The following is a 14,547-nucleotide window of genomic DNA, read 5'->3' on the forward strand; positions in this document are numbered from 1 at the left end:
CGGATTCCGAAAGGCTCCTGCCGGGCGCCGCCCTGGGGGCCGGGGCGGCCTGCGGCCGCTCCGCTCCCTGCGCTTTTCAGCTCAGCCTGCCGTGGCAGTCCTTGAATTTCTTGCCGGAGCCGCACGGGCAGGGGTCGTTGCGGCCCACGTGCTCGAAAATCGAGGGATCGAGCTCGCGGGGTTCGCCGCCGCTCAGGCTCGCGGGCTCGGACTCGGGCTCGGTCACGGACGAGGGCTCGGGCTGCGCCGCCTGGGCGGCCGCGGCCTGGCGCTGCGCCTCGGCCGTCGTGGCGTCGCTTGCCGCCTCGGCCTCCTCCGGCATCTGGATCTGCACCTGCATCAGCACGCGGATCACGCCCTCGCGGGTGATGTCGAGCAGGTCCTTGAACATTTCAAAGGCCTCGCGCTTGTACTCCTGCTTGGGCTGCTTCTGGGCGTAGCCGCGCAGGAAGATGCCCTGGCGCAGCAGGTCGAGGCTGCTGATGTGCTGCCGCCAGGTCTGGTCGAGCACCTGCAGCAGCACGGAGCGCGCGAACGCGTTCCAGGCGTCCGCTCCCACGAGCTCCACCTTCGCGTTGTAGACCTTGTCGGCCTCCTCGATCACCTTCTGCACGAGGTCGTCGTCAATGCGCGACTCGTCCTCCTCCATCCAGCGCTTGGCGTCGAAGTCGACCGCCCATTCGCCGCGCAGCGCCGTGGTGAGGCCCTCGAGATCCCACTGGTCCTCAACGGTCTCCGGGGGCACATAGCGGCGCACGAGGTCGCTGTAGAAGCCGTGGCGCATCTCCGCCAGGCTCTCGGTGAGGTCCTTCGAATCGAGGATCTCGTTGCGCACCTTGTAGATCTCGTGGCGCTGGTCGTTCTGCACGTCGTCGAACTCGAGCAGCTGCTTGCGGATGTCGTAGTTGCGCGCCTCGACCTTGCGCTGGGCGTTCTCGATCATGCGCGAGAGCATCCGGCTCTCGATCGGCACGCCTTCCTCGAGCTTGAGCCTCTCGGCCATCGACTTCATGCGGTCGCCGCCGAAAATGCGCAGCAGGTTGTCTTCCATCGACAGGTAGAACGCGGAGCTGCCCGGGTCGCCCTGGCGGCCGGAGCGGCCGCGCAGCTGGTTGTCGATGCGGCGCGACTCGTGGCGCTCGGAGCCGATGATGCGCAGGCCCCCGTTTTTCACCACCTCGTCGTGCAGCTTCTGCCACTGCGCCTTTTCCTTTTCGATCTGGGCCGCCTTCTGCTCCTCGGTGAGGCTGTCGTCGTGCGTGATCGCCTCGATCCGGTTGCTGATGCTGCCGCCCAGCACGATGTCGGTGCCGCGGCCGGCCATGTTGGTGGCAATCGTCACCATGCCGGGCCGCCCGGCCTCGGCGACGACCAGGGCCTCCTTCTCGTGCTGCTTCGCGTTGAGCACGTTGTGCGGAATGCCCGCCTTGTCCATGAGCTTGCTGATGATCTCCGAGTTGTCGATCGAGGTCGTGCCCACGAGCACCGGCTGCCCGCGCCGGTAGCAGTCCTCGACGTCCTTCAGGATCGCGGCGTACTTCTCGCGCTCGGTCTTGAAGACCCGGTCCTGCTCGTCGCGGCGGATCATCGGGCGGTTGGTCGGAATCACGACCGTCTCGAGCCCGTAGATGTCCTGGAACTCGTAGGCCTCGGTGTCGGCCGTGCCCGTCATGCCCGCGAGCTTGTCGTACATGCGGAAGTAGTTCTGGAAGGTGATGGAGGCCATCGTCTGGGTCTCCTGCTGGATCTTCACCCCTTCCTTCGCCTCGATCGCCTGATGGATGCCGTCGCTCCAGCGCCGGCCGGGCATGAGGCGTCCCGTGAACTCGTCGACGATGATCACCTCGCCGTTCTGCACCACGTAGTGCTGATCCCGGTTGAAGAGCGTGTGGGCCTTGAGCGCCGCGAGCAGGTGGTGCATCAGCATGATGTTCTGCGGCGAGTAGAGGCTGCGGCCGTTCTTGATGAGGCCGCGCTCGGTGAAGATGCGCTCGACCGTTTCATGGCCCTGGTCGGAGAGGTAGACCTGATGGGCCTTCTCGTCGACCCAGTAGTCGCCCGGCTCCTTTTCGCCCTTCTGCCGCGTGAGCAGCGCCGGAATCGCGTCCATCTCGCGGTAGAGCTCGACGTTGTCCTCGGCCGGGCCGGAAATGATGAGCGGGGTTCTCGCCTCGTCGATCAGGATGGAGTCCACCTCGTCGACGATCGCGTAGTTGAGCGGCCTCTGGCGGCGGTTGCCCGGCTCGTACTCCATGTTGTCGCGCAGGTAGTCGAAGCCGAACTCGTTGTTCGTGCCGTAGGTTATGTCGCAGGCGTAGGCCTCGCGCTTCACGGCAGGGTCCTGCTCGCCCGAGAGGATCACCCCCACGCTGAGGCCGAGCCACTTGTAGAGGCGCCCCATCCAGCGGGCGTCGCGCGAGGCAAGGTAGTCGTTCACGGTCACCACGTGCACGCCCCGCCCGGTGAGCGCATTCAGGTACACGGCCAGCGTCGCGGTGAGCGTCTTGCCTTCGCCCGTGCGCATTTCGGCGATCTTGCCGTCGTGCAGCACCATGCCGCCGATCAGCTGCACGTCGAAATGCCTCATGCCCATCACGCGCACCGAGGCTTCGCGCACCACGGCAAACGCCTCAGGCAGCAGGCTGTCGAGGGTCTCGCCGCGGTCGAGGCGGGCCCGGAACTCCCCGGTCTTTGCCTTGAGCTCGTCGTCGGAGAGCTTCTTCATCGAGGGTTCTAGCGCGTTGATCTGGGCGCAGCGGCGGCGGTAGGCCTTGACGAGGCGCTGGTTGCGGCTGCCGAAAATTTTTGTGAGAAATCCGTCGAACATATCATCCCTTGCGCCTGCGGCGCCGGCCCTCTGCCTTCCCCGCCTGATGCGCGCGGGAAGGGGGGCAGCGCAGGCGTGAAGCCATACACTGGAAACCGTTCAAGTCCGGGAGCGCGCACCGCCCCCGAGCTTAAAAGAAAACAAGAATAGGGGATTATCGCACAGTCGGACAGACGGGCGTGCGCCCCGGCAGGGGAAAAGAACCCCGCCCTGCCCTATACTTGCCGCTGAGGGAAGGGCTGGGCCGCCCCTTTCCGCACGCGCACCGGCGGCCCGCAGGAGCAAAGCCAGAACATCATGACTGCCGCACCCAAAGGCGGACCGGCGCTGCGCCGCCCGTTCCGCTACCTCAGCGCAAGCCGGGGCCTCGGCTCGAGGCTGCGCGCCGCGCAGGAAGTCTCCCGGGTCGTGGAGGAGGCCTGCGCCGGGCGGCGCCTGCGCGTCCGTTTTTCCGGCCCGGGCCAGGCCGTGCTCCTCGAGGGCGGGGCGCTGCGGCTGGTCGTGCGCACCCCCTCCGAGGCCTACCAGATCCGCAACGTCATGCCCACCATCCGCGCCGCGCTCGAGCGCGCCTTCGGCGGGGCCGTCCGCTCGGTCTCGGTATCGGTGAACCCCGCGCTGCACGACCCCCTGCCCTCGGGCGGCGACGCCCCGCAGGGCGAGCCCCGGCTCCCCAGCCCGAAGGCGGCCAGAGAGGCTCTTGAAAAAGCAAAGCGGCTTCCCGAAGGAAGCCGCATCCGCGAGTCGCTCGAAAACCTGGCCCGCTCGCTCGAAGACTGAGGCGCGCCCGCCTCTTTCAGGCGAGGGCGCCGGAGGGCTTGAAGACAAAGTCGACGGGGGCCTTCTGCGCCTCCTCGAAAGTGACGAGCTCCCAGGCCCCCTGTTCGGCCAGCAGCGCCCGCAGCAGCCGGTTGTTGAGCGCGTGCCCCGACTTGTGGGCCGTGTACGCGGCCAGCAGCGGATGCCCCAGCACGTAGAGGTCGCCCATCGCGTCGAGGATCTTGTGCTTCACGAATTCGTCGCGGCTGCGCAGCCCGCCGCTGTTGAGCACCCGGTAGTCGTCCATCACGACGGCGTTCTCGAGCGTGCCGCCCTGGGCGAGGCCCATCGAGCGCAGGAACTCCACGTCGTTCACGAACCCGAAGGTGCGGGCCCGGGAGACGTCCTTCACATAGGAATCCTTCGAGAAGTCCACCCGGGCGCGCTGAATCGTCGCGTCGATGGCGGGGTGGTGGAAGCTGATCGAAAAGTCGAGCGTGAAGCCGAAATGCGGCTCGAGCCTCGCGCTCTTGTCGCCGTCCTTCACCTCGACCGCCTTCAGCACGCGCACGAAGCGCTTCGGCGCATTCTGCTCGACGATGCCGGCGGCATGGATCAGAAAAACGAAACTCGCCGCGGAGCCGTCCATCACCGGGATCTCCGGGGCGTCGACCTCCACCAGGCAGTTGTCGATCCCCAGGCCGTTGAAGGCGCTCATCAGGTGCTCGATCGTGCTCACCCGGGCGCTGCCCACGTTGACGGTGGTCGCCAGCCTGGTGTCGTTCACGTTCTCAGGCCGGGCGGGGATGTCCGGCGCGCCCTTCAGATCCGTTCTCCGGAAAACGATGCCCGCGTTCTCGGGGGCCGGACGGAAAACCATGCGGATGCGGCGCCCGCTGTGCAGTCCGATCCCCACCGTCGAGACCGGCTCCTTTAGCGTTCTCTGCTTAAGCATTTTTTAGCTGTGTTTCAAGGCCGGCGCCTCAAGGCCCTTCAAAGGCCGAAGACCTCGGCGCCCCGGGCGCCGGCGAAAAATTCTGGATCCGCTATTTTAGCGGAATCGCCGCCTCAGTGATGCGGCTTGTTGCGGCTGAAGGCGGGCGTTTCCATGCTCCTGAGCATTTCCTCGCTGAAAAAGCCCTGGCTCCAGACATTCACTTCAAGGGGCTTGCCCTCCGGGCGGGCGCCCGGTTCGGCCGCCGCGCTCTCGGCGGGCTTTTCGGGCCTGGGCTTGGCCTTGGGCTCGGGCTGCGCGCTCTCCGCCTTCGGAGACTCCCAGGCAAAGCCGGGGGCCGCCGCGGCGGCGGGAGCGCCGCCCGCCGGGGACGGCGCGGGGGCCGCGCGGTGCGGCTGCTCGGGCTCCGTCGGATCCTTGAAGGCAGGAATCGGCTCGGGCTTCGGGGCCTCGGCCGGAGCGGCCTGGGCGGGCGCCTTTTCGGCGGAGCCGGCCGCCGGCGCGGCCTGAGAGGCCGCCGAGGGAGCGGAGAAAATCGACGACCAGTCGGGGCGAGCGCCCTGCTTCTGCGCGTCGGCTCCCGACAGCGGGCTGTCCATGCCGGTGGCCACCACCGTCACCCTCAGGTTGTCGCCCATCGAATCGTCGCGGGCCGAGCCGAAAATCACGTTCGCGCCGGGCGAGACGAAATTGTTCAGGATCTTCATCACCTTGCGCGGCTCGGAGAGCTTGAGCGAGTTGCTCGCCGTCACGTAAACCAGAAGCCCGCGGGCCCCGTGCAGGTCGGTGCCCTCGAGCAGCGGCGAGGACACGGCCTGCGTGGCCGCCTTCTCGGCGCGGTCCGGCCCGGAGGCGGTGGCCGATCCCATGAGGGCCGTGCCGTGCTCGCGCATCACGGTGGACAAATCGTTGAAGTCGACGTTGATCAGGCCCGGCGTGTGGATGATCTCCGCAATGCCGTTGCAGGCCTTGTAGAGCACCTCGTTCGCGGCATTGAAGCAGTCCTCCATGGTCGCGTCCTCGCCGAACTCGTCCTCGAGCTTGTCGTTGAGGATCACGATGAGCGAGTCCACGTACTTCTTCAGGTTCTCGATGCCCTTTTCGGCGCGCGTCATGCGCGGCGTGCCCTCGTAGGAGAAGGGCTTGGTCACCACGCCGACGGTGAGGATGCCCTCCTCCTTGGCGATCTTGGCGATGACGGGGGCCGCGCCCGTGCCGGTGCCGCCGCCCATGCCCGCCGTGATGAAGAGCAGGTGCGCGCCGGAGACGGCGTCGCGGATCCGCTCGGCGGAATCCACCGCGGCCTTCGCTCCGACCTCGGGGTTCGCTCCGGCGCCCAGGCCGCTCTCGCCAAGCTGCAGCAGGACGTGGGCCTTGTTCATCGCAAGCGCCTGGTGGTCGGTATTGGCGGCGATGAACTCGATGCCGTCGGCGCCCTGATCCACCATATACTGGACGGCGTTGCCGCCGCCCCCGCCCACGCCGATCACCTTGATCACCGTGTTGCGCGGGTCTTTGTCCAGCATTTCGAAACTACTCATTGCACATCTCCGTGACGCAGCCCTGACTGCTCGCCTTTAAGCCCTCCGTCGCGGAGAGCGTGAATTTGGAACATTATCTACGATTTTGGTGTGTTCAGCTCAATTTTCGCAGGATCGGCGCGCCCGCCTCAGGGGCGGGGCAAATCAGTAATTGCCGATGAACCAGCGCTTGATCGTCTCCCAGGTGCCCCGGCCCATGTGCATTTTTCCGCTGTCCATCGCCTTGCGGTGCAGCATGGCGTCCCGGGCCGCCTCCCTGAGCAGCCCCACCGCCGTCGACCAGGCCGGGGAGCTGCCCGTGCCGCCGATCGTCTGCCCGATGTCCGGCGAGCCGATCCGGCAGTGCTGCTCGAAGACGCTGCGGGCGAGCTTGAGGAAGCCCTCGGTCTGGCTCACGCCTCCGGTGAACACGACGCCGGCGGGAATGCGCTGGTCGAGCCCCGTCCACTTGAGCATCTCGCGCACGATCTTCAGGATTTCGCGCAGCCTCGCCTCGATCACCTCGGCGAGCTCCTGCTGCGCGATCACGCGCGCCTCGCCCACCGGGGTGTCGGCGTGCAGCAGCTCCGCGGGGTTGATGACGTCGCAGGCCCTGTAGCGGCTCGCGTCCGCCCCGCCGAAGCGCAGCTTCACGAGCTCGGCCGCCTTCTCGTCGAGCTGGTAGAGCGCGGCGATGTCCTTCGTGACGGCGCTGCCGCCCAGGGGGACGATCGCCGTGAACCAGACGACGTTGCGGATGTAGACGGTCACGTCGACCGTGCCGCCGCCGAAATCGATCAGGCAGACCCCCAGATCGCGCTCCGAGGGCGTGAGAACCGCCCAGGCCGAGGCCCACACGGGCACGGTCCAGTGCGCCACCTCGACGCCGCTGCGGCGCACGCAGCGCAGCAGGTTGGTCGCCGTCGTGGGCGAGCCGCAGGCCACGTGTATCGACGCCTCGAGCCGGTTTCCCGTCATGCCCATGGGCTTGAGGATGCCGCCCTCGCCGTCGACCGCGAACTCCTGGATCAGGATCTTGAGCACCTGCTCGCCGCTCTTGAGCTTGACCTCCTTCGCGTTGGCCACGGCCGCGTCCACGTCGGACTGGCCGATCTCGGGCCCGCGCACGGGCGTGGCGCCCACGTTGTTCACGAATCTGAGCCGGTAGTCCTCGCAGGCCGTGTACACGTCGGTGATGTGCAGCCCCGAGGTTCTCTCAGCCTCGTCAATGGCCGCGCGGATCGAGCCCACGGCCGCCCCGATGTCCACCACGACGCCGCTGCGCACGCCCTCGGAGCGCGTGGAGCCGAGGCCGCAGATCTTCACCGCGCCCTCGCTGTTCGGTTCTGCGACGATCACCGCGACCTTGCTGGTGCCGACGTCGAGCGCCGCCAGTAAATTGCTTTTGTCCATATCGTCCTACACCGCCGGGCCATCCGCTTTCCCGGCGTCCTTCGGCTGCGCGGCCTGGGCCTCCGCGGCGGCCTGCTTCTGTTCATGGGCCGCGATCTTCGCGGGGTCCGGCATCGTGGCCGCGAATGCGTTCACATAGCGCGCGTCAATCTGCGCGGGCGGCCCTCCCATCATGCGGGCGACCTCGCCGTAGTGGGCGACCACCAGGGCAAAGCGGCTGCCCGCGCTGCTGTCGTGAGTCTCGCGCCCGAGGATAATCCGCGTTTCGGGGACGCTGCCGCCCTCGATCTTCATCGACCAGGCCCCCCGGTCGGTCACGGAAAGCTCCTCGACGTCCGCGCCGAGCCGCCGCGCCAGGGGCTCGAGCACGCCGAACATCTCCACCACCTGCGGGGCCATCGGGTCAGGCCCGGAGAACCGGGGCAGCTTCTGCGCCTCCGAGGCCTTCACCTCCTTCGGCGCGAAGATCTCCCCGCGGTCCGACAGCAGCCGGGTGCCCCCCCAGAGGGCCGCCGCGCGCCGGCGCACGATCGTGACGCGGAGCGCATCGGGCCAGACCCGCTCGACGCTCGCCCGCGACACCCAGGGCACCGCCTCGGCCACCCCGCGCAGCGCGTCGATGTCGGCGGTGAAGTAGTTCCCGCGCAGGCTCTCCCAGAGCGACTTCTCGAGCGCCGGGCAGTCGATGAAGTCCGTCTCCCCGGCGATCTCTATCGTGCGGATGCTGAAATACGGCCGGTGCACCGCGTAGTCGCCCGCCAGCCAGGCGAGCGCCGCCAGGCACAGCATCATCACGATGCCCGCGCCCCTGCGGATCCGCCGCTTCGCCCCCGTGTTCTCCTGCATGGCTGTCGTGTCCCCGTCCCCCGGCCTTGAAAAGGCGCCTGCGGCCTCAGTCGAGCCTCGCCGCGGCCGCCACCTGCATCACGAGCTCCTCGTAGGAAATGCCCGCGGCGCGCGCGGCCATCGGCACGAGCGAATGCGGAGTCATCCCCGGATTCGTGTTGATCTCGAGCAGCCGCCAGGCCCCCTCTTCCATCATGAAGTCGATGCGGCCCCAGCCGCGGGCCCCGATCACCCGGTAGGCGCGCAGCACGTCGCGCTCAACCGCCTGCGCGGTGCTCTCGGGAAGAGCGGCCGGGCAGGCGTACTTCACCTCGCTGCCCTGGTACTTGTTCACGCTGTTGTAGTCGCCGCCCGGGGCGATGATCTCCACAATCGGGAGCATCCGCGCCGAGGCGCCCTCGCCGAGCACCGCGGCGGTGAACTCCCGGCCGTGGATCAGGCGCTCGACGCGCACTGAGTCGCGCCCGCCGCAGCTCTCGCGGATCGCCTTCGCAAGCGAGCTCTCGTCGGCCCGCTCGAGCTTCACGACCCCGAAGGAGCTGCCGTCATGGTCGGGCTTCACGATGAGGCTCGCGCCGAGCCGGGCGATGAGGGAGGCCGCCTCCCGCGGATCGTTCGTCCTCACGCCGTCGGGCACGGGCAGCCCCTCCCCGCGCCAGAGCCGGCAGGTCGCGTCCTTGTCGATGGCCAGCGCGCTCGCAAGCACGCCCGAACCCGTATAGGGGATTCTCAGCCACTCGAGCACGCCCTGAATCGTTCCGTCCTCGCCGCCCGGGCCGTGGAGCATGTTGAAGGCCCGGTCGAATCCCCCGGACTCAAGCTCTCCGAGGCTCTGCCGGCCCGGGTCGAAGGCGCGGGCGTCCACGCCACAGCGGCGAAGCGCCTCAAGCACGCCCTGCCCGCTCGACAGCGACACCTCGCGCTCGCTTGAGCGCCCGCCCATCAATACCGCCACCCGGCCCAGACTCGCCGCGTCAATCATTTTTCTTCCCCCCTGCAAGCTTGATGATGGCCGGTGCGGCTCGGCCTATGGAGCCGGCGCCCAGCGTGAGCACGACATCGCCGTCGCGCACCACCTTGAGGACTGCCGCGGGCACATCCTCCACTTTTTCCTCATAGATCAGATCCGCTCCGCCCGCAAGCCGGATCGCCCTGGCCAGGGAGCGGCTGTCGGCCCCCACGATCGGGGACTCGCCTGCAGGATAGACCTCGGTGAGCACGAGCACGTCGGCGCCGCGGTTGAGCACCTGCACGAGATCCTCAAAGCAGTCGCGCGTGCGAGTGAAGCGGTGCGGCTGGAAGGCGACCACGATGCGGTGCCCGGGGAAGGCTCCACGGGCGGAGTCGATCGTCGCCTGCATTTCATGGGGATGGTGCCCGTAGTCGTCGATCAGCGTAAAGGTTCCGCCGCCCTCCTCCTGCGGCACGCGCAGCCCCTCGGTCACGGCAAAGCGCCGGCCCACGCCGCGGAAGGAAGCAAGGCCGCGGCGGATCGCTTCGTCGGAGACGCCCACCAGGGTGGCCACCGTGATCGCGGCGAGCGAATTGGCCACATACTGCATGCCCGGCAGGTTCAGAACCACAGGCAGGGGCTCGTAGCCCGGCCGCAGCACCGTGTACTTCATCTGCAGGCCGCTGCGCTCGACGTCCACCGCGCGCACCTGGGCGTCCTCGCTGAGGCCGTAGGTCACCACGCGCTTGGTCACCCTCGGGATGATCGAGCGCACGTTCTCGTCATCGATGCACAGCACCGCCACGCCGTAAAAAGGCAGCCTCTCCACGAAGCGCACGAAGGCTTCCTTCAGCCGCCCGAAATCCTGCCCGTAGGTGTCCATATGGTCGTGGTCGATGTTGGTGACCACGGCGAGCACCGGCGAGAGGTTGAGAAACGAGGCGTCGGACTCGTCGGCCTCGGCCACCAGATACTCCCCGGTCCCCAGCTTCGCGTTGGTGCCGGCCGCGTTGAGCCTGCCGCCGATCACAAAGGTGGGGTCGAGCCCTCCCTCGGAAATGAGCGCGGTGGTGAGCGACGTGGTCGTGGTCTTGCCGTGCGTGCCCGCAATGGCGATGCCCTTGCGCAGCCGCATGAGCTCGGCGAGCATCACCGCCCGGGGAACCACCGGGATGCGCGCCGCGCGGGCCGCCTGCACCTCCGGGTTGTCCTCATGCACGGCCGAGGAGACCACCACCGCGTCGGCCCCCTTCACGTGGCTCGCGTCGTGCCCCTTCCAGACCGTGGCCCCCAGGCTCCTGAGGCGGGCGGTGGTTTCGCTCTCGGCGATGTCCGACCCGGTCACGTGGTAGCCGAGGTTCAGGAGCACCTCCGCTATGCCGCTCATGCCCGCTCCGCCGATTCCGACGAAATGCACGTTTTTGACTACAAATTTCAATGCCATCAGAGCACCTTAAAAGTTAGATCCGTCCGTGCCTCAATGATATCCGCAACGCGGTCCGCGGCATCCGAATGCGACAGGCGCCGCGCCGCGCAGGCCATGCGCAGCAGCTCCTGGCGATCCGCGCCGCGCAGCCTCTGCGCAAGCGCCTGCGGCGTGAGACCGCTCTGCCGCAGGCAGATCCCGGCCCCGTTTTTCTCCATGTACTGGGCGTTCTGCAGCTGGTGGGACGTGGTCTTCACCACCAGGGGGACGAGCATCGCCGCGGCGCCCGCCGCGCAGATTTCCGAGACGCTGGTGGCGCCCGCCCTGCAGATCACGAGATCCGACCAGGCGTAGGCCGCGGCCATGTCATCGATAAAGGGGCGGATCGAGGCCTTGAGCCCCGCCTTCGCGTAAAGCCCCCTGACTTCCTCCTCGGCCCCGGCCCCGCACTGGTGGATGACCTCGGGGCGGAACTCGGGGGGCAGCAGCGCAAGCGCCGCGGGCAGCAGCCGGTTGAGGAAGCGCGCCCCGAGGCTGCCGCCGAAGACGAGAAGCCGCAGCCTCCCGCCGCGGCCCGCGAGCCGCTCCTCGGGAGGCGGCAGCGAGGCAATTTCGCTTCTCACGGGGTTGCCCGTCACCACGGCGCGCGCCCCGGCCCGCCGGGCGGCCTCGCCGTCAAAGCCGCACGCGAGGACGTCGATGAACGGCAGCACCATCCGCACCGACAGCAGGCTCGAGGCGTCGCAGTTCATCACCACGGCGGGGATCCCCATCCTGTGCGCGGCGATCGCCGACGGAACGGCGATGTAGCCGCCGGTGGAGAAAAAGGCGTTCGCCCCGCGCCGCCGGAGGATGTCCCGCGAAGCGGGGAAAGCCCGCAGCAGCTTCACCGCGCCCCGGGCGGCCTCGGCGAGCCCCCGGCCCCGGACGCCGGAAAAGTCGACCGCGTCCATCTCGATGCCGCGCCGCTCGACCAGCCGCCGCTCCATGCCCGTCTCCGTGCCGAGCCAGGAGACCGTCCAGCCCCGGGCGCGCATGGCCGCGGCCACCGCGAGGCCGGGCATCACGTGCCCGCCGGTCCCCGCAGCCGCTATTACCAAATGTTTTCCAGAAGTCATCGCTTTTTCGCTTTTTTCTTATTCCGCAGGCCGGCCTAGATCTGGCCGCCGTGCATCAGCACGCGGTTTTCGTGGTCCACGCGCAGCAGCAGCGCAATGCCGCACAGCGTGGACAGGATCGCCGAACCCCCGTAGCTCATGAGCGGCAGCGTGAGCCCCTTGGTCGGCAGCAGCCCCGTGGCCACGCCGACGTTGATGCAGACCTGCACCCCGATCCAGATGCCCACGCCCTGGGCGACAAGGCCGGAGAAGACGTTGTCCATCTTAACGGCGATGCGGCCGATCTCAAAGGCGCTGCGGATCAGGCGGTAGTACAGGAAAAGCACCACGACCACGCCGACAAATCCGAGCTCTTCGCCGATCACTGCGAATATGAAGTCCGTATGGGCCTCGGGCAGATAGTTGAGCTTCTCCACCGACCCGCCCAGGCCCGCCCCGAAGATTTCCCCGCGCCCGAGCGCGATGAGAGAGTGGGAAAGCTGGTAGGCCTTGCCCAGCACGTTCTCCTCGTTCCACGGGTCGAGATAGGCCACCACCCGGCTCAGCCTCCAGGGCGTCCAAATGATCATGGACGCCACGAGCCCGGCCACGGCCGCGACCATGAGAAAGAAGATTTTATAGGAGAGCCCCCCGACGAACAGCACGCCCATCACGATGGCGATGACGACAATGGTCGCGCCGAGGTCCGGCTGCACGATGAGCAGCGCGGCCACGGCCCCCACGGCAAGGGCCATCGGCAGGAACCCCTTGCGGAAGGAATGCATGTAGTCCTGGCGCGTGAGGGTGAAGTACGAGGCGAAGATCACCGCCACGAACTTCGTGAACTCCGAGACCTGCAGGTTCATGAACGGGAAGCGGATCCAGCGCCGGGAGCCGTTCACGCTCACGCCCACGCCCGGCACGAGCACGAGCACGAGCAGCAGCACGGCCAGCACCCCGAGGGGCTTGGCCAGCCGCAGCCACGCCCTCATCGGGACGTGGTAGACGCCGTAGGCCGCGGCCAGGGAAATGGCAAGCGAAATGAGGTGCCGGGTGAGGAAGTAGGTCTGGGAGGTGCCGTACTTGGGCGAGTCGGCAAGCGAAATCGAGGCCGAGTAGACCATGACGGTGCCCAGCCCGAGCAGCAGGCTCACCACCGCGACCACCACCCAGTCGAAATCGAGGCTCCTGCCGCGCATGAGCCTGCCTCCCGAGACGGGAGTGCTCATCTCGTTGGGATAGACCGCCTCGACCCTGAGCGCGTCTTCGTCCTTTCTGCGGCGCGCAAGGCGGCCGCGGAGCCTATCTAGCACGACCGGCCGGCCTCCTCGGAAGCGATTCGAGCGACGACCTCGCGAAAGAGCTTCGCGCGCTCCACGTAATTAGGGAACATGTCCCAGCTCGCGCAGGCCGGAGACAGCAGCACCGTGTCGCCCGCTCGGGCCATGGCGAAAGCCTGGCGGACGGCCTGCTCAAGGTCCGGGGCGGCGCTGTGCGCAACGCCCGAGGGCTCGATGGCCCGGGCGATGATCCCGCCGTCGCGCCCGAAGGTGACGGCTCCCTTCGCCCAGCGCTTCACCGCGGGCTCAAGCAGTGAGAAATCCTGCCCCTTGCCGTCGCCGCCGAGAATGACGATGAGCTTCGCGCCCGCGCTGCCCAGCCCTTCGAGCCCGGCGGCGGTCGCCCCCACGTCCGTGCCCTTCGAGTCATCGATGAAGTCGACCCCGCGCACCGACTGCACGAACTCCGTGCGGTGCGGCTCGCCGCGGTAGGCCTGCAGCGCCCGCAGCGCGGCGCCCGGCTCCGCGCCCGCGGCAAGGGCCAGCGCGAGCGAGGTGAGGGCGTTGAGCGCGTTGTGCAGGCCGCGGATCTTAAGCGCCGGGACCGGCATCAGCCGCTCCAGGCGCAGCCCGCCCGCGTCGTCCGAACGCGCGCGGCACAGCCACTGCACCCCGTCCAACTCCGTGAGCCCCCAGTCGCCGGGGCGCTTCGGCTCGTCCAGCCCGAAGGTCTCCGTGCGCTCGCCGGGCCGCGCGCTTTCCATCGACAGGCGGTCGCCCCGGTTGAGCACCTCGAGCGTCCCCGGAGTGAAGATCCGGCGCTTGGCCTCAACGTACGGGCCGAAGCCGCCGTGCCAGTCAAGGTGGTCCTGCGTCACGTTGGTGATCACCGCGGCCCTGCAGTGCAGGCTGGAGGTCGTCTCCAGCTGGAAGCTCGAGAGCTCGAGCACCCAGACCTGGGGCAGATCCCCCGAGGCCGCGCGCGTGGAGAGCTCCCGAATCGCGCTCGGCCCGATGTTGCCCGCAGCCACGGCCGTCAGGCCGCTTTCGAGCAGCATCTTCGTGGTGAGCGAGGTGGTCGTGGTCTTGCCGTTTGTGCCCGTCACGCCGATCACGCAGGGGCTGTAGCCGCGCTGCCCGCGCAGCCTCTCGAGCTCCCGGGCGAAAAGCTCGATCTCGCCCACGACCTCGATGCCGCGCTCCCGCGCAGCCTTCACCACGGGGGCCGCGGCGGAAAACCGCGGCGAGAGCCCGGGCGAAATCACGACGAGCTGCGCCCCGTCAAGGCCGGCCGGGTCCATCGGGCTTGAAAACTTCGCCGAGGGCGCCTCCGAGCGCAGCCTGTCGAGCAGCGGCGGCTGCCGCCTCGTGTCCTGCACCAGCACGTCAAAACCCCGCCCGGCCAGGTACAGGGCGGCGTTAAAGCCGGAGGAGCCCAGTCCGAAAACCACAGCCTTTTGAGTTGACATAGC

11 protein-coding genes are annotated in these 14,547 nt (G+C 68.3%); 1 reads left to right on the forward strand and 10 read right to left on the reverse strand.

What is annotated here, in order from left to right:
- Nucleotides 1-76: 76 nt before the first annotated feature.
- Nucleotides 77-2,827 (reverse strand): preprotein translocase subunit SecA, encoded by a 2,751-nt coding sequence (gene secA, locus MUN46_RS01510; protein WP_243375851.1) that lies wholly within the window; start codon nt 2,825-2,827, stop codon nt 77-79.
- A 297-nt stretch (nt 2,828-3,124) separates the two neighbouring features.
- Between secA and MUN46_RS01515 the strand changes: the two genes are divergently transcribed.
- Entirely contained in the window at nt 3,125-3,607 is a 483-nt protein-coding gene (locus tag MUN46_RS01515; RefSeq protein ID WP_243375852.1) for a hypothetical protein, read from the forward strand.
- Between the two features lie 16 nt (nt 3,608-3,623).
- On the opposite strand, the gene lpxC is transcribed toward MUN46_RS01515, so the two are convergent.
- From lpxC to murD, 9 genes are all read right to left on the reverse strand, one after another.
- Nucleotides 3,624-4,541, reverse strand: a complete 918-nt coding sequence (gene lpxC, locus MUN46_RS01520) for a UDP-3-O-acyl-N-acetylglucosamine deacetylase (RefSeq protein WP_243375853.1) — start codon at nt 4,539-4,541, stop codon at nt 3,624-3,626.
- A gap of 113 nt (nt 4,542-4,654) precedes the next feature.
- Nucleotides 4,655-6,082, reverse strand: coding sequence for a cell division protein FtsZ (gene ftsZ, locus MUN46_RS01525; protein WP_243375854.1), 1,428 nt, complete (start codon nt 6,080-6,082; stop codon nt 4,655-4,657).
- 144 nt (nt 6,083-6,226) lie between these two features.
- On the reverse strand, nt 6,227-7,474 hold the full coding sequence (ftsA, locus tag MUN46_RS01530) for a cell division protein FtsA (RefSeq protein WP_243375855.1): 1,248 nt from the start codon (nt 7,472-7,474) through the stop codon (nt 6,227-6,229).
- 6 nt (nt 7,475-7,480) lie between these two features.
- Complete coding sequence (locus MUN46_RS01535; RefSeq protein ID WP_243375856.1) at nt 7,481-8,320, reverse strand: cell division protein FtsQ/DivIB; 840 nt, start codon at nt 8,318-8,320, stop codon at nt 7,481-7,483.
- Nucleotides 8,321-8,366: 46 nt separating this feature from the next.
- Entirely contained in the window at nt 8,367-9,302 is a 936-nt protein-coding gene (locus MUN46_RS01540) for a D-alanine--D-alanine ligase (RefSeq protein WP_243375857.1), read from the reverse strand.
- On the reverse strand, nt 9,295-10,710 hold the full coding sequence (gene murC / locus MUN46_RS01545; protein ID WP_243375897.1) for a UDP-N-acetylmuramate--L-alanine ligase: 1,416 nt from the start codon (nt 10,708-10,710) through the stop codon (nt 9,295-9,297). The genes MUN46_RS01540 and murC overlap by 8 nt, the downstream gene beginning before the upstream one ends.
- A 5-nt stretch (nt 10,711-10,715) precedes the next feature.
- Nucleotides 10,716-11,816, reverse strand: a complete 1,101-nt coding sequence (gene murG / locus MUN46_RS01550; protein WP_243375859.1) for an undecaprenyldiphospho-muramoylpentapeptide beta-N-acetylglucosaminyltransferase — start codon at nt 11,814-11,816, stop codon at nt 10,716-10,718.
- A 35-nt stretch (nt 11,817-11,851) separates the two neighbouring features.
- Entirely contained in the window at nt 11,852-13,108 is a 1,257-nt protein-coding gene (ftsW, locus tag MUN46_RS01555; RefSeq protein WP_243375860.1) for a putative lipid II flippase FtsW, read from the reverse strand.
- Nucleotides 13,102-14,544, reverse strand: a complete 1,443-nt coding sequence (murD, locus tag MUN46_RS01560; RefSeq protein ID WP_243375861.1) for a UDP-N-acetylmuramoyl-L-alanine--D-glutamate ligase — start codon at nt 14,542-14,544, stop codon at nt 13,102-13,104. The genes ftsW and murD overlap by 7 nt, the downstream gene beginning before the upstream one ends.
- Between the last annotated feature and the right edge of the window lie 3 nt (nt 14,545-14,547).

The organism is Mesosutterella faecium, from assembly GCF_022809315.2.
In the GTDB taxonomy this organism is placed as follows: Bacteria; Pseudomonadota; Gammaproteobacteria; order Burkholderiales; family Burkholderiaceae_F; genus Mesosutterella; species Mesosutterella faecium.